The 23,775-nt window shown below is 37.7% G+C and carries 20 protein-coding genes; 14 read left to right on the forward strand and 6 right to left on the reverse strand.

The window, feature by feature from the left end:
* Nucleotides 1–66: 66 nt before the first annotated feature.
* Complete coding sequence (locus tag XM47_RS04180; RefSeq protein ID WP_048690136.1) at nt 67–1,230, forward strand: sugar efflux transporter; 1,164 nt, start codon at nt 67–69, stop codon at nt 1,228–1,230.
* 32 nt (nt 1,231–1,262) lie between these two features.
* Here the strand turns inward: XM47_RS04180 and cysE are convergent, their stop codons facing one another.
* Nucleotides 1,263–2,057, reverse strand: coding sequence for a serine O-acetyltransferase (gene cysE / locus XM47_RS04185; protein ID WP_172656501.1), 795 nt, complete (start codon nt 2,055–2,057; stop codon nt 1,263–1,265).
* A gap of 60 nt (nt 2,058–2,117) precedes the next feature.
* Complete coding sequence (locus tag XM47_RS04190) at nt 2,118–3,005, reverse strand: class II glutamine amidotransferase (protein WP_077066472.1); 888 nt, start codon at nt 3,003–3,005, stop codon at nt 2,118–2,120.
* Between the two features lie 269 nt (nt 3,006–3,274).
* Here XM47_RS04190 and XM47_RS04195 point away from each other — a divergent pair, with 269 nt between their 5' ends.
* Nucleotides 3,275–4,843, forward strand: a complete 1,569-nt coding sequence (locus XM47_RS04195) for a hypothetical protein (protein WP_048690138.1) — start codon at nt 3,275–3,277, stop codon at nt 4,841–4,843.
* Nucleotides 4,844–4,905: 62 nt separating this feature from the next.
* On the opposite strand, the gene XM47_RS04200 is transcribed toward XM47_RS04195, so the two are convergent.
* Entirely contained in the window at nt 4,906–5,319 is a 414-nt protein-coding gene (locus tag XM47_RS04200; RefSeq protein WP_048690141.1) for a CBS domain-containing protein, read from the reverse strand.
* Nucleotides 5,320–5,565: 246 nt separating this feature from the next.
* On the opposite strand from XM47_RS04200, the gene dapF reads away from it, so the two are divergent.
* The 9 genes from dapF (at nt 5,566) to XM47_RS04245 (ending at nt 15,570) form a co-directional block, all read left to right on the forward strand.
* Nucleotides 5,566–6,396, forward strand: a complete 831-nt coding sequence (gene dapF / locus XM47_RS04205; RefSeq protein ID WP_048690143.1) for a diaminopimelate epimerase — start codon at nt 5,566–5,568, stop codon at nt 6,394–6,396.
* Complete coding sequence (locus tag XM47_RS04210) at nt 6,393–7,091, forward strand: DUF484 family protein (protein WP_048690145.1); 699 nt, start codon at nt 6,393–6,395, stop codon at nt 7,089–7,091. The genes dapF and XM47_RS04210 overlap by 4 nt, the downstream gene beginning before the upstream one ends.
* A 7-nt stretch (nt 7,092–7,098) precedes the next feature.
* Complete coding sequence (gene xerC / locus XM47_RS04215) at nt 7,099–7,998, forward strand: tyrosine recombinase XerC (RefSeq protein ID WP_048690147.1); 900 nt, start codon at nt 7,099–7,101, stop codon at nt 7,996–7,998.
* Between the two features lies 1 nt (nt 7,999).
* Entirely contained in the window at nt 8,000–8,704 is a 705-nt protein-coding gene (locus XM47_RS04220) for an HAD-IA family hydrolase (RefSeq protein WP_048690149.1), read from the forward strand.
* A 66-nt stretch (nt 8,705–8,770) separates the two neighbouring features.
* Nucleotides 8,771–9,952 (forward strand): methyl-accepting chemotaxis protein, encoded by a 1,182-nt coding sequence (locus XM47_RS04225; protein WP_048690150.1) that lies wholly within the window; start codon nt 8,771–8,773, stop codon nt 9,950–9,952.
* Between the two features lie 321 nt (nt 9,953–10,273).
* Nucleotides 10,274–11,197: a glycine--tRNA ligase subunit alpha gene (gene glyQ, locus XM47_RS04230; RefSeq protein WP_048690152.1), complete on the forward strand. Its 924-nt coding sequence runs from the start codon at nt 10,274–10,276 to the stop codon at nt 11,195–11,197.
* Nucleotides 11,198–11,200: 3 nt separating this feature from the next.
* Entirely contained in the window at nt 11,201–13,267 is a 2,067-nt protein-coding gene (gene glyS, locus XM47_RS04235; RefSeq protein ID WP_048690154.1) for a glycine--tRNA ligase subunit beta, read from the forward strand.
* Between the two features lie 58 nt (nt 13,268–13,325).
* Entirely contained in the window at nt 13,326–13,805 is a 480-nt protein-coding gene (locus XM47_RS04240) for an early set domain-containing protein (RefSeq protein ID WP_048690156.1), read from the forward strand.
* A gap of 295 nt (nt 13,806–14,100) precedes the next feature.
* A complete protein-coding gene (locus XM47_RS04245; RefSeq protein WP_048690159.1) occupies nt 14,101–15,570 on the forward strand; it encodes a sulfatase in 1,470 nt (489 codons plus the stop codon).
* A 235-nt stretch (nt 15,571–15,805) separates the two neighbouring features.
* Here XM47_RS04245 and XM47_RS04250 read toward each other — a convergent pair whose 3' ends face one another.
* Genes XM47_RS04250 through XM47_RS04260 form a run of 3 tightly spaced genes read right to left on the reverse strand, consistent with a single transcriptional unit; the run spans nt 15,806 to nt 17,816 of the window.
* The gene (locus XM47_RS04250; RefSeq protein ID WP_048690161.1) at nt 15,806–16,288 is read right to left on the reverse strand and encodes a YajQ family cyclic di-GMP-binding protein; all 483 of its coding nucleotides are present in this window, start codon (nt 16,286–16,288) and stop codon (nt 15,806–15,808) included.
* Nucleotides 16,289–16,345: 57 nt separating this feature from the next.
* Entirely contained in the window at nt 16,346–17,116 is a 771-nt protein-coding gene (locus tag XM47_RS04255; protein WP_078061836.1) for a class I SAM-dependent methyltransferase, read from the reverse strand.
* A gap of 4 nt (nt 17,117–17,120) precedes the next feature.
* Complete coding sequence (locus XM47_RS04260) at nt 17,121–17,816, reverse strand: DNA-3-methyladenine glycosylase I (protein ID WP_048690164.1); 696 nt, start codon at nt 17,814–17,816, stop codon at nt 17,121–17,123.
* Between the two features lie 154 nt (nt 17,817–17,970).
* Between XM47_RS04260 and XM47_RS04265 the strand changes: the two genes are divergently transcribed.
* From XM47_RS04265 to polA, 3 genes are all read left to right on the forward strand, one after another.
* On the forward strand, nt 17,971–18,510 hold the full coding sequence (locus XM47_RS04265; RefSeq protein WP_172656502.1) for a YfiR/HmsC family protein: 540 nt from the start codon (nt 17,971–17,973) through the stop codon (nt 18,508–18,510).
* A gap of 4 nt (nt 18,511–18,514) precedes the next feature.
* Nucleotides 18,515–20,251: an ATP-binding protein gene (locus XM47_RS04270; RefSeq protein ID WP_048690168.1), complete on the forward strand. Its 1,737-nt coding sequence runs from the start codon at nt 18,515–18,517 to the stop codon at nt 20,249–20,251.
* 580 nt (nt 20,252–20,831) lie between these two features.
* The gene (gene polA, locus XM47_RS04275; protein ID WP_048690170.1) at nt 20,832–23,597 is read left to right on the forward strand and encodes a DNA polymerase I; all 2,766 of its coding nucleotides are present in this window, start codon (nt 20,832–20,834) and stop codon (nt 23,595–23,597) included.
* The last annotated feature ends 178 nt before the right edge of the window (nt 23,598–23,775 follow it).

Consider the following 23,775-nt stretch of genomic DNA (forward strand, 5'->3'; position numbering starts at 1 on the left):
CGTTTATCTACTTGATAAATCTACAGATTACATTGAGTTCTATTAAATCTATTTGGTCATAATCCCTTGTCTTCACTTCAAAATTCATCTTGGCTGTACCTAATCTTAAGCACATTGACTGGTTTAGTTGGTGCTTTTGTTAATCCTCTGATGAGTTTTTTCCTTGTTGAAGGTTTAGGCGCTGAACCTATTTATATTGGTTTATATACAGTTCTAGTGACTATAGCTGGCTTATTCATTAGCCAACTGCTTGGCGCTAAGGCTGATAATGGTGTTAGTGCAAGAAAGCTATATATTGCTTCAGTTATTGCTATGGGTACAGGTTTAGTTTTGTACGCGAACTTAGGATCTTATTGGATGGTTTTGCTTGTTGGTATTTGCATGGTTTCAATTGGAAATGCCGCGATCCCTCAAATGCTAACTGTATCGAGACAATGGGCTGATAGAAACAAGAAAATTAATACAGTTGATTTCAATGCCCGCTTAAGAGCGGCTATCTCTTTGGCTTGGATAATAGGTCCAGCTGTCGGTTTTGCATTAGCTGGCAGTCTTGGCTTTAGTAGTTCATTTTATATCGCAGCGATTTTCTCCGGTGTCGCCGCTTTGTTTGCATTTAAGTTAATACCAGAAGTTAAAGTCGTTAAGGAAGCTGTAAATGGGAAGCATAATGGTGCCAGCTCATTGTCGTTTTGGATGCTTGGTCTCTCCGTTACTTTTGCTTCAGTTGCTAATATTTTATACTCCTCTGCTATGCCTTTATATACGATTAAGGAATTAGGCTTTGCAAGCTACTCTCCCGGACTATTGATGGGGTTAGTCGCCTTGTTAGAGATTCCGGTCATGCTGTATGCAGGTAAACTCTCGCAAAAAATAACTAAGCATGCTCTAGTTGGAGTTGCGTATTTATTTGCGATTGTGTTTTATTCAGGTATCTTTTTTTCGACAGACTTGTGGCATTTTATTTGTTTGCAGTTTGTAAATGCTATTTTTTATGGCTTGTTTGCAGGGCTATCTTTAACTTTATTACAAGATGAATTACCCCTTAGAGTCGGGTATACCTCAGCTTTTTATTCCAATGCAATTAAAATCGGTATGATGTTGGGTACTAGCTTAACTGGTGTTATCGCCCAGTTTACTAGTTTTAGACACGCCAATTTAGGTGCTTTAATCGCAGTGTGCTTGGCTTTGATTTGCTTGCTGTATTACCGAGCGCTAAAGAAAAAAGTTTAGATAATGTAGCGCTTGGAGTCACTTCGATTTAATTAATCCGAAGTGACGTCATTGAGTACATTTTGATCCATAGTTGAACATGGCTCTGGACATCTTGGAATGCCAACTTGTTTCGCAGGTACACCAACTACAGTTGTGTGTGGCTTAACATCTTTTAAAACGACACTCCCGGCACCAATTTTTGAGTTATAGCCAATTTCTATATTACCCAAAACTTGAGTTCCTGCGCCTATCATTACGCCATGGCGGACTTTTGGATGTCGATCACCTGACTCATTGCCGGTTCCACCTAACGTGACTGATTGTAGTATAGATACATTATCTTCAATAACGGCTGTCTCACCAATCACTATGCCTGTTGCATGATCAAACATGACGCCTTTCCCAATTTTACAGGCAGGGTGAATATCCACTCCCATTACTTCGCTGTTTCTACTTTGTATATATAGAGCTAGTTCTTTACGATTATTTTGCCATAAGTGGTGCGCTAATCTGTGTATCTGAATTGCCTGAAAGCCTTTTAAGTTTAATAAGACAGTTAAGTAACTCGTTATGGCAGGATCTCTATCGTATACAGCCGCTAAATCCGCGGTAACTGCTTCTAAGACTTCTGGCTCATTGTGATAAAAACTATGGAACAATTCGAATAACTTGTCTTCAACGGTTAAGGCATCTGCTAACTTATGCGCGAGAACGAAACTGAGTGAATCCGAAAAGTGATCGTGCTGGAGTACACACTGGGTTGCATAATTTGCGAGTATAGGTTCTAGCTCTGAAATCGTTTTTGCTTCTGCCTTTAAATTCGGCCAAATATCTAATGGGATCATTATGATAAATCTAAAGTTTGTTTTTGCTTGCTAGCAAGGTATAGCCTCAGTGACGATTAATCAAGCCAGATCGGACTGAAAGCTTAGTGGAATTTTAGATATTTCAATTATTTTGTTGTTTCGGCTGTGGATAAAGCAATTCCTGTCGATCTTCTTCCAATTGGATTTATCTGAAGTGAGAGGTTCAGATGCTATGATGCAGCTATAGTTAGAGTCATCACCTGACTTTTCTATTCTCAGCTTTTCTTTTACGAATTTAACTTCACCGACTGCCGCAAAAAGTGATGAAGGCTGCTCGCTTGCTAAACTCGAAAATCGAGTCGCTATTGTATCTACGCCATTGGTCACAGCAAAGTTCATAAAAGCATTGGTATTAGCGCCCTGTGCTTTCCTTAGCCGCATAATTTTCTCCATACACTCGAACATACCTAGTTTCAGTTGCTCTGCGCTTAGGTTTGGCTGCCAGTTAATACAGTCTAGAAACAAGGCGAAAGCATATTCACTATCTGTGCTTCCTTTTACAAATTGATAGGCTTTTTCTGATAGGAGAGCTTGTAAAGGCCTTTTAATTTTTTCGAATTCATCTAATAAACCATTATGCATCCATAAATAGTTTTTCCATTGAAATGGATGACAATTCTCATAGTTTACTGAACTACCACCATTTGCATCTCTGATATGTGCAAAACAGTGTTGCATAGGTAGTTTTCTAGTTATCTGCTCTAAATTTCTGTTACGCCAAGCTGGTTCCACACTTAAAAATACTATGGGCTCTGCTTGCTCTTTATTTAGATGAGTCGGATACCAAGCTATACCAAAGCCATCGCCGTTAACGGGTAAATTGGTTTTTCTTGCTGATTTACTTTGAAATACCAAAGAGTGGCATGCATCTAAGATAAGTTGATGCATTAATATGGTTGGACCTGAGTATGCTAAAAAACGACACATATATAAAACTTAGACAGAATAAAAAATAAGGATAAAACAACTCGAGTTGAAGCGGAAGTGTTATTCAGAGTATTCATTATAACTTAGAGCCGAGAAGGAATTAAATTTACTTATTGAGGTTAATGCGTATTAGATGGTGAGTAAACCGCTGTGAATTATTAATAAATGGTAACTTGTAACGATTTTAGTTAACTATTGTTAACGGCTATATGGTTATTTTGATATCCGGATACTATAAGCCCTAATCGTATCTGCATGGAATTCTCGAAATGAAGTTTTTAGTCGGTTTGGTAAAATTTAATCAGCAAATATTGAAATATATAGTTATTGCTATGCTCGCCCTTCTTACTGCTTGTAGTCTAGATATAGAAACAGAGGACACAAATAGTGTAACTCTGCCTGCCAACAGCTCAAATTTAGCTACTTATCCTCAAGATAATTCAGATGCAGATTTACCTTTAACTGATTATTACGAGGTTAGTGTTCACCAAGGTGATATTTCGGAAAACTTAATTGTCTATATGTCTAAATCAAATGGTGCATCAGAAGGCGGACGCAATGCTTCTGTGGTTGATGATACGATTTCTTGGACTCAATTTTCATTTAAGGAAGAAGTGACAATTCGAGTAAAGCTGAAACCCGCTCAATCTAAAGTTTTTTACGACACAGCCAAAGTGTTGCCAAGCCGACATAAAGTTACCACAACTAAAATTGACGACTCTACCCTTGAGTTTAAATTAACTAAACCGGGTCAGTACAGCGTTGAGTTTGGTGAAAAGGGTTACAAGAATGGCTTGTTGATATTTGCAGATCCTATGGAAACGGATGTTCCTGATAAAAATGCAGCGAATGTCATGGTTTGTGATCCTTGTCATCAGGTAGATTTAACATCAATAGATGTTAGTTACGATACAGTTTATTTTACACCTAAATCTCACACCATTATGAATTGGTATCCTCAGGGCCATATTAAGAATATTTATTTGGAAGGTGGTGCTGTTGTTAAAGGAGCGATACATTTTCAAGACGCTAATAATAATGGCTCTAGAATTTGGGGGAGAGGGCATCTAGATGGCAGGGTGTTTGGCGGTGGTAGGAGTGATGATACTAAATTTAATATGGTTGAATCTCTAGGGGGAGTGACAGGCGTTAGAGTTGAAGGCTTAGTGATTTCACAACCATCAAAGTTTGCAGTTAGATTGCTCGGAAAGAATAATGAAATACACTGGGTTAAGACCCCTGGTGGCTGGCGCTTTAATAATGATGGCTTAGTCGGCTATGAGAATACTCATATTTCGAACAGCTTCGTTTGGGCAAATGATGATGGTATAAAGCTATACCGTGATAACCAAAATATTGAAAACATAGTTGCCTGGCACCTGACAAATGGTGCTGTTTTTCAGTGGGCATGGAATACGGTTGATGCAAAAAATATTAGAGTAAAAAACGTTGATGTTTTGCACGGTGAATGGCCTGTAGATGGCGCTAATCAGGGCGTTTTTAATATCAGAGCGAGCACGGATAATAATGGGCTTAAAACACAAGAAGATTTTATATTTGAAAATATAACGGTTGAAAATGAAGTCGCTATTTTTATCAACTTAGCGCCTAAACATGTTGATCATATAGTAAAAAATGTAACCTTTAAAAATGTTTCTTTTAAAGGTGATGGTGCCATTATCAATCGAATAAAAGGCTATTCATCAAACGCAAAGCTAAGTGATATTCAATTTGAAAACCTTCAATTGAATGGAGAGTGCTTAAATGACACGACAGCTATCTCAAAAGCAAACTTTGAGATAGCTAATGCAGAAAATGTGAGCTTTACCTGCCCTTAATTAATATCCCCCTAATTAAGTAGGATGCAGTTTTAACTGTATAACTGCATTCTAGTTTAAACCTAGGCAGGTATAGCGACAGGCTTAGTTTGAGTCATTTTAGTTAGCTGCAAAATTTTCACGAAGTCCATGGCGCTAATAATGCCAATTAATTTTTGTTGCTGACATACTAAAACTCTATGTATGTTCTTAGAGGTCATAATCACGGCAACTTCAGAAATATCCGTATTTGGTGTGACACTAATAATATCCGTAATCATAATCTCACTGATTAAGCTGTGTTTGGTCATACTTTGAGTTGATAATGCATGGTTTATATCTGTTTTGGAAATAATACCGACCAAACTATTACCATCTAAAACTGGAAGACCACTGATTTTTTCTGCACTGAATATTTGATTTACTTGCTCAATAGTCAGATCTTTTTGTACTGTGATCACATCGGATTCCATTAAATCTTCGGCGACTAGTTTCATAACCAATTAACTCCTGATGAATTTGAAATCCATCATAGAAGTTTAGGAGAAACCTACTTTGATCTTAATCATTAAAATTTAGCGTACCTTTATCTTTTTAGATTTGAACAAAACTCATACCGTACTGAGGCTTAAAATACAGTGATTAATTCAAGTTTTTACACCAGAATTGCAGTTAGGACTCGACTGTTGCTGTAATACTTTGTATTTTGTCTATATTAGATTTGTCGTGACAAGAAATTAAGAATGCAATTTAACTTTTCAAAAATGCAAGGTTTAGGTAATGACTTCATGGTCATAGATAACATTACCCAAAATTTGTTTTTTTCTACAGAGCAGATACAAAAATTAGCAGATAGAAACTTTGGAATAGGTTTTGATCAGCTGTTGGTGGTTGAAGCGCCTTACGATCCTGATATTGATTTCCATTATCGTATATTTAACGCCGATGGCAGTGAGGTTGAACAGTGTGGAAATGGAGCCCGCTGCTTTGCTCGATTTGTTCGATTAAAAGGATTAACCAACAAACAAAAAATATCAGTCAGTACCAAAAGTGGCAATATCGTTTTGTATGTTGAAAAAGATGGGCAAGTGACTGTGAATATGGGTGAGCCCAGATTCGAGCCTAAGCAGATACCTTTCAAAGCTAACAGTGCAGAAAAAACTTATTTAATGCAAGCTGGTGAGCGTAACTTACTAACCGGTGTTGTTTCAATGGGCAACCCTCATTGTGTATTGATTGTTGATGATATCAACACAAGTGATGTTGCTGAGCTTGGGCCTATTCTAGAAAATCACGAAAGATTTCCAGAAAGAGCTAACATCGGCTTTATGCAAATTTTAAATGACCATCAAGTTAAATTAAGGGTTCATGAAAGGGGAGCGGGCGAGACGCTTGCTTGTGGAACTGGGGCCTGTGCAGCTGCTGTTGTTGGTATTCAACAAGGTAAGCTATCCGAATCGGTTGAGGTAGAGCTACCTGGCGGAAAACTTATGATTCGATGGAAAGGTGAAGGTCATCCAGTCAGAATGACAGGCCCTGCTGAACATGTTTTTGATGGACAAATGAATATATGAGTGAAGAATTAGAAACAAAAGAACACTTGGTCAACGAACAGCAAGTATTAGATTATTTAGCGGAAAATCCAGATTTATTGGCTCATCACCCTGAAATTTTAGCTAAAGTTAAATTACCTCATGGCTCAAATGGTTCTGTCTCATTAGTTGAGCGGCAACAGCAAGTATTACGCGAAAAAGTAAATCATTTAGAGCAAAACATCACTAAACTGGTTGCTACAGCAAAACATAATGAGCACATATATAAGGCATTTATTAACTTATATATGGCCCTGTTGGAGTGCCCAGATAGTAAGCAGCTAATATATTTACTCAGAGCGATTTTGTTAGAACAAATTCAGCTTGATGGTATGAAGCTAGTTTTATTTATTGCCAGTGATGAACATGCTGCTGAGCTAGTTGAATCTAAGAGTCTTTACCAAGATATTATTTTGCAAAGACTGGCTCAAGACGATTTCTATTTTGGTCGATTAAAAAAGCAAGAGCTTGCATTGTTTTTTACTGAAGAACAGGCAATTAAATCTGTTGCTTTGATTCGTCTCGGTGGACAAAAAGATTTAGGTATCTTAGCTTTTGGTAGTATAGATGATAGCCACTTTCAAGGTGATATGGATACCTTGTTTTTGGGGCCTATGGTTAAGCTGATTAATAAACTATTGTTAGATTTTTCTAGTGAATCTAACGAAAAAAAGTAAATAATGAATGAGTAAATCAATAAGCGATTGGTTAGAGGAATTTACTCATTATTTAGAATATGAAAAGCGCTCTTCTGCAAAAACGCTAGAAACGTATCAAAGGCAGTTACAGCATGTCTTTGCTAAACAATTGAATATTAGTTTAGACGAAATCGATAGCGTTTTTGTTAGAAGTGAATTAGCTAGAGCTAAATTAGAGAAGCTAAAACCAGCCAGCATAGCTCTAAGACTCTCTTGCCTCAGAAGTTTTTGTCAATTCTTGGTTAAAAGAGGCCAGTTAGCTGCTAACCCCGCTAAGTTAATCTCGGCCCCCAAAGCTGAAAAACGCCTGCCTAAAAATTTAGATATAGACGAAGTTCAATCCTTACTCGACAAATATAATCCAGAAGATGATTTAGCGGTACGCGATAATGCCATGATGGAATTAATGTACGCAGCTGGACTCCGGCTATCCGAATTAGCAGGGGTTAATATACCTGACCTAGATAGATCAAGCTTAACCCTTAGAGTCACAGGTAAAGGGGGTAAGCAACGCATAGTCCCAATTACCAAATTATCATTGGATAAAATTGACTCATGGTTAGTGTGCCGTGCTCGCATTATGAACCAAGTAGAAGACACGGCTTTATTTGTCAGTAAACAAAAAAAGCGTATTAGTGCGCGATATATTCGGGAAAGAATGAAACAGGCAGGAATTAAATCGGGTTTAACCAATCATGTTCATCCACATAAACTCAGACATTCATTTGCCACACACATGTTAGAAGGTAGTCAAGACCTAAGAGCGGTACAAGAGTTGTTAGGGCATAAAAATCTTTCGACTACACAAATATACACCCATTTAGATTTTGAGCACTTAGCTAAAGTGTATGATCAAACCCACCCTAGAGCTAAGAAAGATAAGTAATATGAAGTTTTACCGACGGATTAGTCAACCAAAACTATTAAGCTTTGATTTAGATGACACCTTATATGATAACGTCCCGATAATTCAAAATGCGGAAAATAAATTAAGCCAATACTTAAGCTCTGAGTATGCATGCTTTAAAGATAAAACTCAGCATGACTGGTTACTGGAAAGGATTACATTTGCTAAGTTGAATCCAGCTCTGCGCAGCGATGTTAGCAAACTTAGGCTCGCCTTTTTGGAACAAGCTTTCAGAGATAATAAAATAGCTAACCCAGTCGAGTCAGCGCATCAGGCATTTCTAAAATTTTATCACTGGCGAAATAATTTTAAAGTTAAGCCTGAAGTGGTGGATATACTGATGAGGCTAAAGAAAAATTATACCTTAGTGGCGGTAACGAATGGCAATGCAGAGCCAGATTTAATTGGTTTAGAAGGATGCTTTACAAAAGTATATCAGCCGAAAGATGGGCTCAGAATGAAACCTGAAACGGATATGTTTGATATATTATGCGAGCAATTATCGCTTCAGAGTAAAGACATTTTACATATTGGAGATAGTCCAAGTTCAGACATTTATGGTGCTCAATCTGCTAATTGCAGAACAGCGTGGTATAATCCTAAGTTCCAATCTTATCCGCTACATGGGTTACCTGATATGGAATTTAACCAGTTATCTGATTTACTATATTTTGTTTACTATTAGGTTAATTTAAGAGTATAAAACCCCCATTAGTTTGGTTGTCTTCAATTACTCAACTATAATTTTGCAATGAATATCAACTCCTTAAAATATAACATCAATGTTCGCACTTGCGCCTTACTTGGTTTCTTTGTTTTAGCCATGCTGGGTTTAAGTGGTTATTTATTGAAATTAACAGATGATGTTACCGTTGAACAAAATGAAGTTCAGGTTGCCCTTGCTTATGTTAATACACAGGCATTAGCGGATAAAAATTTTGTTATTTTAGAAAAGCTAGATTTTGTTAATCAAGCGCAAAGCAAAAAAAATCAGTATATCAAGCATCTATCACCTGCTATTTGGGCTATTTTACTTTGCCTAGTTATTCTACCAATTATTTATTATTTTTCTCTGCACCGGCCTTTAAACAAACGGCTTAGAAATTTAAATGCTCGAGTCGAATCTATTGCTCGAGGGGATTTATCAATCAATCACCCTAAATTTCCGGATACTGATCTTGGCTTACTAAAACAAGTTGATAATAGCTTTACAGAGATGTCGCTGGCGCTGGCGGTGACGATAGCAACTTTGAAAAGGCATGCTAAACAGGTTGGGTATTCAGCAGAACAAGTTGCCGAGATAGCGGCTGAATTAGCAGAAGTTGGCTATCACTTAGATGCCAATAAGCCATTTTGGAATAGAGCCTTAGCTAAATTGGAGTCAGTTGCTTTAGTTTCTGACGATCAAATTGATGAAGTCTTTATCACAGGCGATTTGCTCGAAGATCTTAAGCTCAGCGCAGCTGATGCAAAATTAATAGAACGCATTGCGGATGATTTGTCTGCAACGACTGAGACAGTAAACTTATTGGCTTCAAGCTTTAAATTTGATTTAGATGATAGTTATCGTATGACTTTTTCCGGAGATAAACGTGAATACGAAAGAGTTAACGCTAAAATAAAATTGCTACTCAAATATCAAAAAGTCCACTTAGAGACGATAACTAAAGATTTTTCCCAAGCTGGTTTTAGTCTTGAGTTTGATCTTGCCGATGCGCCGATAATTGAAAATAATGAAATAGTTCACATTGCTATGTTCTTACCGAAGCAAGTGAAATTTAAATTGAATACAGGGGATAAGTTTGATGTTCAATCCCAGTTAATTCGAAAAATCCAATTAGATAATAAACTCATTTATAGCTTTCAATATTACGCGATTAGCCCTGCGGATTTAGAAGCATTAAATGCCGTATTTGAATACTTTGTTGAGTAAGACCTACTCGCCCTAGCTTTTCTCTTTTTAACCCTGTTGTATCAGTAGATTCGTTCGTTTAAGTAAAGCGACTCTAGACTGCCATTTATTATCCCTAGCTGAAGTTAATTAACACTGGTTGTCAAACTCTAGCTCAGTTATAATTCCCGCCATTTAGCGTTCGTTGCAAGCTTTGCCAAGTTAGCTAAAGCTTCAAAGTTAATCTAGCTATTAGACATACATTGATTTGGTTGCGACCAAATAACAGAGTTAACCTAAATCCAAAGTCATGCCAATTTAAATGACAGGGATTAAATATTTCATAAGGTACGTTTCAGCAATATGGCTAAGTACGATATTAAAACGTTTCAAGGTTTAATCCTTGCGTTACAAGATTACTGGGCACAGCAAGGCTGTGTGGTTGTTCAACCATTAGATATGGAAGTGGGCGCGGGTACTTTCCACCCTATGACATTTTTACGTTCATTAGGTCCAGAGCCGCATCATTGTGCTTATGTTCAGCCTTGCCGACGCCCAACTGATGGCCGTTATGGCGAAAACCCAAACCGCTTACAACACTATTATCAGTTCCAAGTTATCTTAAAACCATCGCCAAGCAATATTCAAGAATTGTACTTAGGCTCGTTAGAGTTACTAGGCTTTGATACTGAAACTCATGACATACGTTTCGTAGAAGATAACTGGGAATCACCAACCTTAGGCGCTTGGGGTTTAGGTTGGGAGATTTGGTTAAATGGTATGGAAGTTACTCAGTTTACTTACTTCCAACAAGTCGGTGGTTTAGAGTGTAAACCTGTATCTGGCGAGATTACCTATGGTTTAGAGCGTTTAGCCATGTATATCCAAGGTGTTGACTCTATTTACGACCTAGTTTGGGCTGATGGCCCTATGGGTAAGATTACATACGGTGATGTTTTCCATCAAAATGAAGTAGAACAATCTACTTATAATTTTGAACACGCAGATGTTGACGCATTATTTGCTCAATTTGATCAGTGTGAAAAAGAGAGCCAAAAATTAATTGAGCTGGATTTACCATTGCCAGCATACGAACAAGTGATGAAAGCCTCTCATGCGTTTAATTTACTGGACGCGCGTCACGCAATTTCAGTTACAGAACGTCAGCGTTATATTCTTCGCGTTCGTACATTATCTAAAGCGTGTGCTGAAAGTTACTATGCAAAACGTGAAGCCTTAGGTTTCCCACTTTTAAAAAATCAAGAACAAACAGATTCGCAGGCTTAATTTATGACAACTGAAAATTTATTAATTGAATTAGGTACTGAAGAGTTACCACCAAAATCGCTTCGTAAATTAGCGGAAGCTTTTGCTGAAAATTTTACCGCTGAATTAGCAGGCGCTAACTTAGCGTTCGAAAATATTAAATGGTTAGCATCGCCTCGTCGTTTAGCATTAATAGTGACAGCACTAGCAGACAAGCAAGCAGACCAAGTTGTAGAAAAACGAGGACCTGCAATTCAGGCTGCGTTTGATGGCGATGGAAACCCGACTAAAGCCGCTTTAGGTTGGGCGCGTGGTAATGGCATTAATGTTGAAGATGCTGAGCGTTTAGAGACTGAAAAAGGTGCTTGGTTACTACATAAAGCATCCGTGCTAGGTAAAAAGACCACAGATTTAGTCGCTGATATGGCTGCTCGTTCTTTAGCTAAGTTACCTATTCCTAAGCCTATGCGTTGGGGCGCGACTGACACTCAGTTTATTCGACCTGTGCATACTGCAACTATTTTATTTGGTTCAACCTCGATTGAAGCTGAAATCTTAGGGGTGAAAACCGGTACTCAGTTACAAGGCCATAGATTCCATCATAAAGGCTTAGTCGAAATTAAACATGCTGACGAATATGAAGCTGTATTAAAGTCCGCTTACGTTATCGCGGATTTTGAAGCTCGAAAAGCGGATATCAAAGCACAAGTTGAAGCTAAAGCGGCCGAGATGGACGCAGTTGCTGATATGGATGAGGCCTTATTAGAAGAAGTAACAGGCTTAGTTGAATGGCCATCTTTATTGGTTGCATCGTTTGAAGAAAAATTCCTTGCGGTACCAGATGAAGCATTGATTTACACGATGAAAGGCGATCAAAAGTATTTCCCTGTACTGGATAAATCAGGCAAGCTAATTAATAAGTTCATCTTTATCTCAAATATTGAAAGTAAAGATCCAGCGCAAGTTATTGCCGGTAACGAAAAAGTGGTACGTCCACGCTTAGCCGATGCTGAGTTCTTCTTTGAAACAGATAAAAAGAAAACCTTAGAGAGCCGCCTTGAGAGCTTAAAAACCGTTTTATTCCAAAAACAACTTGGTACTTTGTACGAAAAATCTCAGCGAATTTCAGAATTAGCGGCTTACATTGCAGATAAAATTGGTGGTGATGTAACCGACGCTAAACGTGCCGGTTTACTGTCTAAAACTGATTTAATGACAGAAATGGTTATGGAGTTCACTGATGTTCAAGGCGTTATGGGGATGCACTATGCTCGTCATGACGGTGAAAGTGAAGCCGTTGCGAATGCAATGAACGAGCAATATATGCCTCGTTTTGCTGGTGATCAACTACCATCAAACCCTGTCAGTTGTGCAGTCGCACTAGCGGATAAATTTGATACGCTAGCCGGTATTTTTGGCATAGGCATGTTACCTAAAGGCGACAAAGACCCATTTGCTTTACGTCGAGCTGCTATTGGTGCACTAAGAGTTATTGTTGAAAACAACTTAAACTTAGATATTGCGGACATCACAGCCAAAGCGGTTAGCTTATTTGGTGATAAATTGACAAATAGTACAGCTCAAGCTGATGTTGTTGAGTTCATTTTTGGGCGTTTCCGTACTTGGTATCAAGATCAAGGATTTGAGGCTGAAATTATCCTAGCTGTATTAGCCCAGCGTCCAACTGAGCCGGTCGACTTTGATCAAAGAGTGAAAGCTGTATCTGAATTTAAACAGCACGAGTCAGCAGCAGCGTTAGCCGCGGCAAATAAACGCGTTGGTAATATATTAGCGAAAAACCCTGCAGAATTAGCGGATTCAGTTAATACTGAATTACTAGAAGCAGAGCAAGAGCGAACCTTATATCAGCTTGTTTCCGCTAAACAAACTGAATTAGCGCCAGTTTTTGCAAATCGTCAATATCAACAAGCACTTGCAGAATTAGCAACGCTAAGACCTGCAGTGGATGCTTTCTTTGATAATGTTATGGTAATGGCGGATGACGAAGCTGTTAAACTGAATCGTTTATTACTCTTATCTCAGTTACGTAATTTATTTTTACAAATTGCAGATATTTCGGTTTTACAGTAAGTTAGTTTAAGGCGCCTACTCTTAGGTGCCTTAATTAAATTTAATTATGGAAATTAATATGAAAAATTCAGCCTTGTTGATACTTTTCTTAATGCTAAATGTACTAAGTGCCTGTAGTGTTACACCGTATAAAAAAGACATCAAGGAAACGGACCGCTCTGAATTTTTGTATTTACGCGGTAGTTTTACTTGGTGGGATGTAGAAGCTCACGCAAAAGTTGAAAAAGTATCAGGCCAATTATACAAAGCAAGAGTTGAGTTGATTGCGGATAGTAAACCTTATGAGTTTAAATTTGCCGACGAGAATTGGTCGCTTGGTTCAAACTGTGGTTATTATGCTCTGAGCGATAAAACTGCTGACTTGTCTAATACGGTCAATGCTAATTGTAAAGCTAAGTTTGAGCCTTTTGAATTCACCCCTCCTGAAACAGGTGATTATGATTTCTTTATTGATTTTACGAATGAAAAATTCCCTAAAGTTTGGGTTAGAGCCGCTCAAGCTGAATCTCTACTTGATCAGATAGTGCCTGATTTATAATTAAATCTAGGCTCTTTATTCCACCGTATATTGAGCCTAATTAATTTGTTTATTCCTTACTTCCATTCACAAAACTGCAAAAAGTGTTACATTTCTTTACTATGGTTATCCAATATTTGATGTGAAAATATCATGGTTATCTTAACAAATTCGTTGTTGAGTCTTTTTGTTTGATACCAATAAGCATTGAATTTGATCGCCCAGTAGAAATTGAAAAGCCTTTCAACTCAATTCAGATATAACTGAATGATCACTCTTTAATTCTTTTTGGCGTAAATTAGAGTTGGATTAAACCTTGAAAAATTTTAAAGCTATTGCTACATCAATTGGGGTAGTTGCATCTGCACTATTTTCCGCCCCAAGTTTTGCCGAAGCAGATGCTAAACCATTAAATGTGTTAATGATTGCTGTTGATGATTTGAATAACTGGGTTGGTGCATGGGGTGGTCCAGCTATCACGCCAAATATAGATGCGTTAGCTAACTCAGGCACTCGTTTTCAAAACGGTTACAGCGCAGTACCTGCATGTGGCCCTTCGCGTATTGCCACTATGACAGGCTTACGTCCTGAAGTGACAGGGCACTTCTTAAACGAGCAAAACCTCCGAGATTTACCTGATGGTAGAGACATAGTCACTCTACCTCAATTTTTCCGAAAAAATGGCTATGAAGCTGTCGCAGCGGGTAAAATTTTTCATCACCCTCGTGGTTTAAAAGATGAGCCAGCTCCTTTATCTGATCCTATTTCTTGGGACTATCAAGCTAAAACTAGAACTGGAACCGGTGGTGCAGAAGACTACATAGGTGAAAATGGCTGGGCTAAATGGCACGGAGGTAAAATTGCATACGATGGTTATCAAATCATTCCTTATATCCGAAAACACGGGATTTGGGGCCCAATTAAAGAGAAAAAAGAAGAGACCGGTGACTTTGAAACCGCACAGTTTTGTGCTGATTACTTAGCTAAATCACATGATAAGCCATTCTTTTTAGCTTGTGGCATTTTTAGGCCTCATTCACCACAGTTAGCACCACAAGAATTCTTTGATATGTATCCAATTGATGATATTAAGCTGCCAGAAGTACTGGAGAATGATATGGATGATATTCCGGCTATTGCACGCGCAAACTGGTCGACTGGATTTGCTAAGTTGGTTAAAAGCGACAAAGAAGAATGGAAGCGGGCTATTCAAGCATACCTAGCGAGCACATCCTTTGCTGATGCAGCGATAGGAAAAATTTTAGATGGTTTAAATAACAGCCCATATAAAGATAATACAGTTGTTGTTTTATGGGGCGATCATGGTTTTCAATTGGGTACGAAAGAACGTTGGGAAAAATTTACTTTGTGGCATCAAGGCAGTAATACGCCATACATAATTAAAGTACCGGGTGTAAAACCTAGTGTGACAAAAACGCCAGTTAGCCTAGTTGATTTATATCCAACCTTGGTCGATATAACAGGCTTTAAAGCACCAAAACGCTTAAGTGGTCACAGTTTATTGCCGCTAATGAAAGCGCCAGATCAAGTGTGGCAGTACCCTGCAATAACCAGCTACCAAGAAGGTAATAATGGCATTCGTTGGCAAGAGTGGAATTATATTCGTTATCGTGATGGTGCAGAAGAGTTGTACAACTTAAAGTCTGATCCAAATGAATATCATAACTTAGCCAATGAAGCCGAACATCAAGCCTTGATTCAAGAGCTGAGGAAATGGCTGCCTAAAGTGGAAGTTCCACAAACTGAATATCGACCTATGGGTTAATCAGTTTCGAATAATACCAATCCATCCTAATTGTTGCTCAATTTCACGGGTTAAAAAACACGCAAACTGCGTTATGAATTTTGCTATTAGCTTACTAGTAGCGGCAATTCATGCCTTGTTAGCGCACTTTTTTTCTACATAAAATATAGATCAAAAATTTAGGTGAACTGGTATAAAGCTAGAATTAAAAATGCCGTTCAATTGAACGGCATTTTAGTTTCGATAACTTAAAAGCTTAGTCTCTAAAGTTATTGAACTGGAAAGGTTGCTCTAATTCAGAGGTTTTGATTAGCTGCATAACTTGTTGTAAGTCATCTCGCTTTTTACCTGTTACTCTAACTTGCTCACCTTGAATAGAAGCTTGTACTTTTAGCTTGCTGTCTTTGATTAATTTTACGATTTTCTTCGCAGTCGGCGTATCTATGCCTTGAATAAAATTAACTGTCTTAGAGGTTGTTTTACCAGAAGCTTCAGCTGTACCCGATTTAATCGCTCTTGGATCGATTTGTCTTTTAGAAAGCGCATTTCTTAAGATGTCCATCATCTGGTCAACTTGAAACTCGACTTCAGCTGTCATTTTTACACAGTCTTTATTGAATTCGAATTCAGCTTCAACGCCACGAAAATCATAACGAGTTGCAAGTTCTCGCTGAGCGTTCTCGGTCGCATTTCTTACTTCTTCAATATTTATTTCAGTCACAATGTCAAAAGATGGCATTTGGGATTCCTTATTAATTAGATTCTAATTGTTAGTTTAGTTATCACTGAATTGGTGTTAAACGGTTCGAGCATAAATATCAAAGCGATTCTTCTTTGAGCTAATGACGAAGCTGGGTTTAACACCTGCCAGTGGTTCAGCATAATCGGGTCGTTTTACCACAACTCTTTGTGTTGCTAATTTTAGCGCATTTTCGAGTAATCCATCAGCATCTAAATCAGCACCGACGACAGATTGAAAAACTTTCATCTCTTTCTTAACCGAAGCTGATTTTTTTTTGTGAGGATACATGGGATCTAAATATACCACTTCAGGTGCAGATGTTACGAGCGATTCAACTTGAGCTAAGTCTAATGAAGAGCAGTGAATAAACTCTAATCTGTCTTCAATCCAGCCTGATAAACTTGCTGATGCTTTGGCTCTGCGCAGTCCATCATAAAGCAAAGCAGCAACAACCGGATTTCTCTCCAGTAGAGTCACTTTACAACCTAGCGCAGCTAATACGAAACCATCTCTCCCTAGACCAGCAGTGGCATCGAGTACACTCGGCCTGTGATTTGCTTTAGCACCGACGGCTTTGGCAATTGCTTCTTTTTTTATGCTAATTTGCGAGCGGCGATAATCTGATTGTGGGCTATTAAAATCAACAGATACGCCGCCTTGAGCTGGAGTATCTGTTTGCATTAGTTGTAGTTTTTCGTCTAGCCATGCTAGCTGAAATGGTAATGAAAGTTCTGTTGTTAAACTGAAACCGAAGCGACTCGCAATATCTGTCAAGATAGGGTGCTCTAGTAGCTCCGCAGATTCAATTTTTATGCTGCTTATCATATGATTAATTCTCAAAGCCTAGGTTATTGTCGCCTGTGCCATATGCAATAACTTGGCTTATTTCCTGTAAGCTTAAACCTGACTCTTCTCGCCATTGATTAAAGCAGCTTTGAAATACTTTCAAACTTTTTAAGCTTGTTAAACCGCCGTCAATTAATTTGTAATTTCTAAAGTAGGCTTCCACATCTCGGGTTAGCAAAAAGGTGTCATAACCTAGCGCTCTTAATGCATATGGGCCTGTGTTGCCACCCAGTCGAGTTCCGTGTTTTTTAAAATACAGCCAAAGACCTATAGTATCTTCTTCGGGCCATTGACTAATCCAACTCGCAAAAGCGTCATTCGTCTCTACTTGAATGTCATGGATCATCAAGGCATTTTGATATATGGCTTGTACTTTCTTGGCATTGCGAATAATTCTGGCATCAGAAGCTTTGTTGTCTAACATTTCTGGAGAAAGCATAAGCACTTTTTGAATTTCGAAATTGAAAAAAAGTGTTTCAAAGTTTGGCCATTTATTTTCTACTACACGCCAGACAAAACCAGATTGGAATATTTTTTTACTAAACTCAGATAGGTACCTATCGTCTGTTAGCTGTTGTAACTGGTTTTTGCTTCTCGGCTGGCTTAATAAATTGTTTAAAACTTGCTCAGAACCTTTTCGCTCGCAAGCTCGTTGCCATAATGTTGTAAATTTTTCCATTATATCGCTATGTTTTGATTGAATCATGATACAAAAAACAGCATAAATATCGAGTTGCTGTTAAGATTAAGTGAGTTTAATTCTACCTTAACCAAGCCAATATGTATTTTGTTTGGATATAAATTTATTTTGAGTTTACTGGACCCTGCTTGTTGTGAAATTAAAAAATTTTATCTTGTTGATTTGGTGTCTTAGCTTTTCTAGCTTGGCCTTAGCTGAAGATCAAGACAATGAAAAATCAATCCTCTTATTCCATTTATTTCAAAACTTAACTTGGTCTGATCACTCGTCAGGGCAAATTAATAAAAAGTTTTGTGGTTTGGTACAAAACGAGCACTCCAGCGTGCACAAGCTTGCTCTGCGTCAACTTGTGTACACAGATGGCTATATTCTAAAATTCCATTTTTTTTATAACCAAGATGATCTAGACGAATTCGATACCGAATTTAAATGTGATCTATATTATTTTGATAATGTTTTTAGCAATCTAGTTATTGAACCCCTTTTAGCCAAAGCTAAAAGGCAAAATAAATTAACCATAGGTAATGGTGAGCAATTTATTACTCAAGGCGGTGCAATTTCTTTTGTATCTAAAGGTAAGTATTTATCTATATATATAAATCAATCCATGTTAGATACAAAACAATATGTCTTTAGCCGTCCATTTATTTCTAACAGTACAATAGTAAATTAAGTTTATGAAACCTTTAAATATTCCTGGATGGCTAATTATATTGATTTGCGTTGGCCTATCACTTGCTGGTAGCTATCAAACTTATCAAACAGTTCATAAATTTGAAGAAAAGAATTGGATCAGTGCAGCTAAACCTGAAGTGGAGACCTTTACCCAACAAGTGAAGCAAGCATTAGATGCTAGAGTTAGTTTACTACAAGCTTTTGTGACTTATGCCTCTGTCATAGCTGAACCTAGTGAATTAGAAAGCTTAGTTGTTAGTACGGTTTTACAAAATCAAGCTTATAGCGAAGCTTCTCTAGGTCATTTTAAAATTGAAGATAATCGTTTAGCGCATATTTGGTCATATGGAACCGCTAGGATTTATCATCTAGATGAAAGTCTTAGATATCAGTTATTAAGCCTGTTTCAAAAGAGCAAAACTAATTTAGGACAGCTCACTCTATCTCAAGCTGGTTCTGATGGTGAGATGCAAGACTACATGCTAGCGGGTATTACTCGATTAAACGACCAAGGTAGTTTTGATTTCTTTTTTACACGGATAGATTTGTCATTAATTCAAGTCGGTTTAAGCCGGTTTAGCCAACCAAATAATTTATGGTTCGATATTCACTTAATGGAAAATCAGAGCAGTTTGTTAAATTGGCAGTTTGGAGCTAATCAGGTCAGCACACCTGATATTTCCTTTGAAGCTTCTTATTATGATTACCTATGGCAATTCAATATTAAGTTAAGTCGTGTTTATAAAATGGGACCTAACCATGCTAAGTCTCTTCGAGTAATAATGAGTAGTGTTATTATTAGTTTACTCATTGCTTTGTTGTTTAGCCTGATTACATGGCATAGATACTATTCGGTTAAACAGCTGAAACAAGTCTCAGACGACTTTGCTGAAACGAGTGAAGAGTTAGCTAGCGCACGTGCTAATTTTAAGAAAACAGCACGTTTTTCGATTTTAAGTGAGATTACACCAGGTTTAAGTTCAGAAGTCGCCCCTATGGTGAGTCAGTCGATAAAAGCAACGTCATCTTTAGAGGAAAGGGCGTTAAACTTTAAAGTGAAAATGACGGAAGGCAAAGTTACTAAATCCAATGTAAATACTTTTATTGATAATACCATCCAGCTTTCCAATATTGCGGCTGCAAATGTACTTAAGGCAGGGGAGTTAGCTTATAACTTAAATCAAATTAGTCGTGATTTAGCAGATGATAAAAAGCGGAAAGTAAATTTAAGTATACATGTTGATGAAGTTATTTCTGCGCTTAAAACTTTAAATAAGAATAAAAAAATTAATTACATTGTGACCGTTCCGCAAGATTTAGAAATAGCGACATTTTCTGGGTCATTAACCCAGATACTTGTTTTAGCTATTTCTAATTCACTTGAGCATGGCTTTAAAGCGAAAAGTGAGGGGACGGTTATGGTAGAAGCCTTTAAAGGCAAAGAAGCTGGTTCAGTTACGTTGAGAGTTGAAGATAATGGTAATGGCATTGAAGCCGAATTACTCGAAGCGATTAGCCAGTCACTACCACATCCCAAATTGATTGGAGTGGGCTTGAGCTTGATGAATGAAGTGGTAACAGAAAAGTTAAAAGGCAGTGTTAAGTTAGAAAGCCGCCAAGGTAAATACACTCGGTTAACTTTTAATCTTGGATCTTTGGATAATAAAGAGAAAGCCAAGAAAGAGGACAAGACCAAGAACGAAAGTAAGTCAGCTGAGCCATCATCAAAAGCTGATTAGTTAGATTCTATGGTCGCTCTATATTGATTTAGCTCTATTGTAATAAAGTTAATAGGCGAGCCAGTCCAGTGAGGAGTCCAAGATTATATTTTTTATTTTGGAGTAAGTTGATTAATACATTAAGTCGCCGCTAACACTTGATACAGCTACTTATACTATTTAGTTATTTTTTTAGCCATTTTTTAACTATAAATCTATTAGATCTTAAGCTTAAAAGCGAGTAGATTACTCGCCTAAAATTTATAACTTTAACTAGCCCGTAAATGTTTAGAAAATTATTTCCACATGTTTACAATAAGGGAATAAAATAACAATAAATAATAAAATCAATTTAAAAACAATAACTTAAAGTTAATTTCTAAATTTATTCATTTATTTTCAAAAATCTTTTCAACAAACTTATCCACAGCTTATGCGGTTTTTTAACTGTAGGCTTTTCATGCCTAAAATTTACAGCCCACTTACACACAAAGTAAACGAGTTTATTTTAAACAAAAGCCTATAACCGCCACCTACGCTTACTCGCATCTTTAGGCAGATTGGGTATAATATTTTTTTTTGCATAATAATAGGCATATTAATGGCGACAATACCTGAAAACCCCCTGATTCTTGTTGATGGATCTTCTTATTTATTCAGAGCTTTTCATTCGCCACCGCATTTAACAAACTCTAAAGGTGAACCAACCGGAGCTGTTTACGGTGTTGTTAATATGCTGCGCAGCTTAATCACGCGTTTCAATCCTACACAGATGATCGTCATATTCGATGCTAAAGGTAAAACTTTCCGCAATGATATGTATGCTGAATATAAAGCTAACCGTCCACCAATGCCTGATGAATTAAGAGGTCAAATTGCGCCTTTACATAAAGTCATTAAAGCGCTTGGGTTACCGCTTATTTCGATTGAAGGGGTAGAAGCGGACGATGTTATTGGCACGATTGCAAAAAATGAAAGTGCTAAGGGGAGACATGTCCTAATCAGTACGGGCGATAAAGATATGGCTCAACTGGTTAATCCTCATGTTACCCTGATTAATACCATGACAGATACAGTCTTGGATGTTGAAGGTGTTAAAGAAAAATTTGGTATTCCACCTGAGCTAATCATAGATTACTTAGCCTTAATGGGTGACAAGGTTGATAATATCCCAGGTTTACCGGGTGTCGGTGAAAAAACCGCATTGGCTATGCTGCAGGGTATTGGCAGTATAGAGCAGCTATATCAAGATCCACAAAAAGTTTTAGAGCTCTCTTTCCGAGGTTCTAAAACTATGCCGCAAAAATTGATTGATAATAAAGACAAAGCCGAGCTTTCTTATCAGCTTGCTACGATAAAAACAGACGTAGAGATTGCCTTATCAGGTGACGAATTTAGTATTTCCGCTCCTGACTACAAGTTACTAGCAGAACTATACACAGAACTAGAATTTAAACGTTGGCTTGCTGAAGTGATAAAGCAAGGTGATTCTGCACCAGAAAATAAACTAGATGAAACCGCTGAAACAATAAACCCAGAAGCGGCTGATAAGGTTGAAAAGGAATACACTTGTATTTTAGACCAAGCTGAGTTTGAAGCTTGGTTAAAACAACTGAATGCAGCAGAATTAATTGCTTTTGATACAGAAACGACTTCTCTCGATTACATGAAAGCTGAGATCGTTGGGGTTTCGTTTGCTATTGAAGAAAATAAAGCAGCCTATGTCCCTGTTGCGCATGATTATCCTGATGCACCTAAGCAATTAGACAGAGATTGGGTATTAGCCAAGCTTAAACCACTGCTAGAAGATCCAAACAAAGCAATCGTTGGTCAAAATTTAAAATATGATAAGCATGTATTATTTAACTACGATATTAACCTAACAGGTATCAAGCATGACTCTATGCTGGAGTCTTATGTATTGAGTAGTGTAGGCACTCGCCACGATATGGACAGCTTAGCGCTTAAATACCTAGGCCATAAAAATATTTCATTTGAAGAAATTGCAGGTAAAGGCTCAAAGCAGCTAACCTTTAATCAAATCCCATTGGAAACAGCGGCACCGTATGCAGCAGAAGACGCCGACATTACGCTACAGCTACATAATACCTTGTGGGAAAAATTATCTACTAGCGATGATTTAGTCAGTGTTTATCAAGATATTGAAGTGCCTTTAATTTCAGTCTTATCGAAAATAGAGCAAAACGGTGTATTAATTGATATTCACCAGCTATCACAACAGAGCCAAGATATATTAATTCGACTGTCAGAATTAGAAAATCAAGCTTACGAAATCGCTGGCGAAAAGTTTAACTTAAGCTCAACTAAACAGCTTCAAGCTATCTTGTTTGAAAAGCTCAATCACCCGATTATAAAGAAGACGCCAAAAGGAGCACCTTCAACCGCTGAAGAAGTTTTACAAGAGTTAGCTCTCGATTATCCTTTGCCTAAAGTGATTATTGAATATAGAGGTTTAGCAAAGCTTAAATCGACTTATACGGATAAATTACCTTTAATGGTGAGCTCAAAAACGGGACGAGTTCATACCTCTTATCACCAAGCTGTCACCGCGACGGGGAGGTTGTCTTCTACGGATCCTAACCTGCAAAACATTCCGATTCGTAATGAGGAGGGGCGCAAAGTTCGTAAAGCTTTTATTGCGAATCAAGGTTATAAAATTTTAGCTGCCGATTATTCTCAAATTGAGTTAAGAATTATGGCGCATCTATCTAAAGATGAAGGTTTATTAAAAGCTTTCTCACAAGGGTTAGATATTCATAAGGCGACAGCAGCTGAAGTATTCGGGGTTGAATTAGACATGGTCACTTCGGACCAAAGACGAAGTGCTAAAGCAATTAACTTTGGTTTAATCTATGGCATGTCTGCTTTTGGACTCGCTAAACAGCTTAATATTCCTCGAAATGAAGCTCAAAAGTATATGGATTTATATTTTGAGCGATATCCAGGCGTACTCACCTACATGGAAGAAACGCGAGCGAATGCAGCTGAAGATGGTTATGTTGAAACCATAAAAGGCAGAAGGCTAAATCTACCTGATATTAAAGCTCGTAATGGTGCTGTGAGAAAAGCGGCCGAGCGTGCTGCTATTAACGCACCAATGCAAGGTACTGCGGCCGATATTATTAAATGCGCCATGTTGGATGTTGCTAAATGGATAGAAACTAAAACGGAAGGGCAAATTCAAATGATAATGCAAGTGCACGATGAATTAGTATTTGAGGTTAAAGCAGATTTTGCCGAGCAAGCAAGCAAGGAAATTTGTCAAATAATGCAAAACTCAGTGGAATTATCTGTGCCATTGCTAGTCGAAGCTGGTATTGGCGATAATTGGGAAGAAGCGCACTAGAGCTTGTTTATCTTTGTTTGTAATTTGAACTATTTCGAATAACTTTCGCATAATATACCCAGCCGATAGGTTGGGTATATTACTCGCTGAGATTGTGCGTCGGCACGCACAATTTACAATATTTAAACATACACTTCTGCCCATCTGCTTCAGTTTAAGATAGACTGAAATTAGTTCA

Origin of the sequence: Catenovulum maritimum, assembly GCF_001050375.1 — a bacterium.
GTDB classification, from domain to species: Bacteria; Pseudomonadota; Gammaproteobacteria; order Enterobacterales; family Alteromonadaceae; genus Catenovulum; species Catenovulum maritimum.

What these genes read in the sequence shown, in the direction of transcription:
- XM47_RS04240 (WP_048690156.1), top strand. Translation starts at nt 13,326, where the DNA reads ATGAAAAATTCAGCCTTGTTGATACTTTTCTTAATGCTAAATGTACTA.
- XM47_RS04225 (WP_048690150.1), top strand. Translation starts at nt 8,771, where the DNA reads ATGAATATCAACTCCTTAAAATATAACATCAATGTTCGCACTTGCGCC.
- XM47_RS04250 (WP_048690161.1), bottom strand. Translation starts at nt 16,288, where the DNA reads ATGCCATCTTTTGACATTGTGACTGAAATAAATATTGAAGAAGTAAGA.
- dapF (WP_048690143.1), top strand. Translation starts at nt 5,566, where the DNA reads ATGCAATTTAACTTTTCAAAAATGCAAGGTTTAGGTAATGACTTCATG.
- glyQ (WP_048690152.1), top strand. Translation starts at nt 10,274, where the DNA reads ATGGCTAAGTACGATATTAAAACGTTTCAAGGTTTAATCCTTGCGTTA.
- xerC (WP_048690147.1), top strand. Translation starts at nt 7,099, where the DNA reads ATGAGTAAATCAATAAGCGATTGGTTAGAGGAATTTACTCATTATTTA.
- glyS (WP_048690154.1), top strand. Translation starts at nt 11,201, where the DNA reads ATGACAACTGAAAATTTATTAATTGAATTAGGTACTGAAGAGTTACCA.
- XM47_RS04210 (WP_048690145.1), top strand. Translation starts at nt 6,393, where the DNA reads ATGAGTGAAGAATTAGAAACAAAAGAACACTTGGTCAACGAACAGCAA.
- XM47_RS04190 (WP_077066472.1), bottom strand. Translation starts at nt 3,005, where the DNA reads ATGTGTCGTTTTTTAGCATACTCAGGTCCAACCATATTAATGCATCAA.
- XM47_RS04220 (WP_048690149.1), top strand. Translation starts at nt 8,000, where the DNA reads ATGAAGTTTTACCGACGGATTAGTCAACCAAAACTATTAAGCTTTGAT.
- XM47_RS04195 (WP_048690138.1), top strand. Translation starts at nt 3,275, where the DNA reads ATGAAGTTTTTAGTCGGTTTGGTAAAATTTAATCAGCAAATATTGAAA.
- XM47_RS04200 (WP_048690141.1), bottom strand. Translation starts at nt 5,319, where the DNA reads ATGAAACTAGTCGCCGAAGATTTAATGGAATCCGATGTGATCACAGTA.
- XM47_RS04260 (WP_048690164.1), bottom strand. Translation starts at nt 17,816, where the DNA reads ATGGAAAAATTTACAACATTATGGCAACGAGCTTGCGAGCGAAAAGGT.
- cysE (WP_172656501.1), bottom strand. Translation starts at nt 2,057, where the DNA reads ATGATCCCATTAGATATTTGGCCGAATTTAAAGGCAGAAGCAAAAACG.
- XM47_RS04270 (WP_048690168.1), top strand. Translation starts at nt 18,515, where the DNA reads ATGAAACCTTTAAATATTCCTGGATGGCTAATTATATTGATTTGCGTT.
- XM47_RS04255 (WP_078061836.1), bottom strand. Translation starts at nt 17,116, where the DNA reads ATGATAAGCAGCATAAAAATTGAATCTGCGGAGCTACTAGAGCACCCT.
- polA (WP_048690170.1), top strand. Translation starts at nt 20,832, where the DNA reads ATGGCGACAATACCTGAAAACCCCCTGATTCTTGTTGATGGATCTTCT.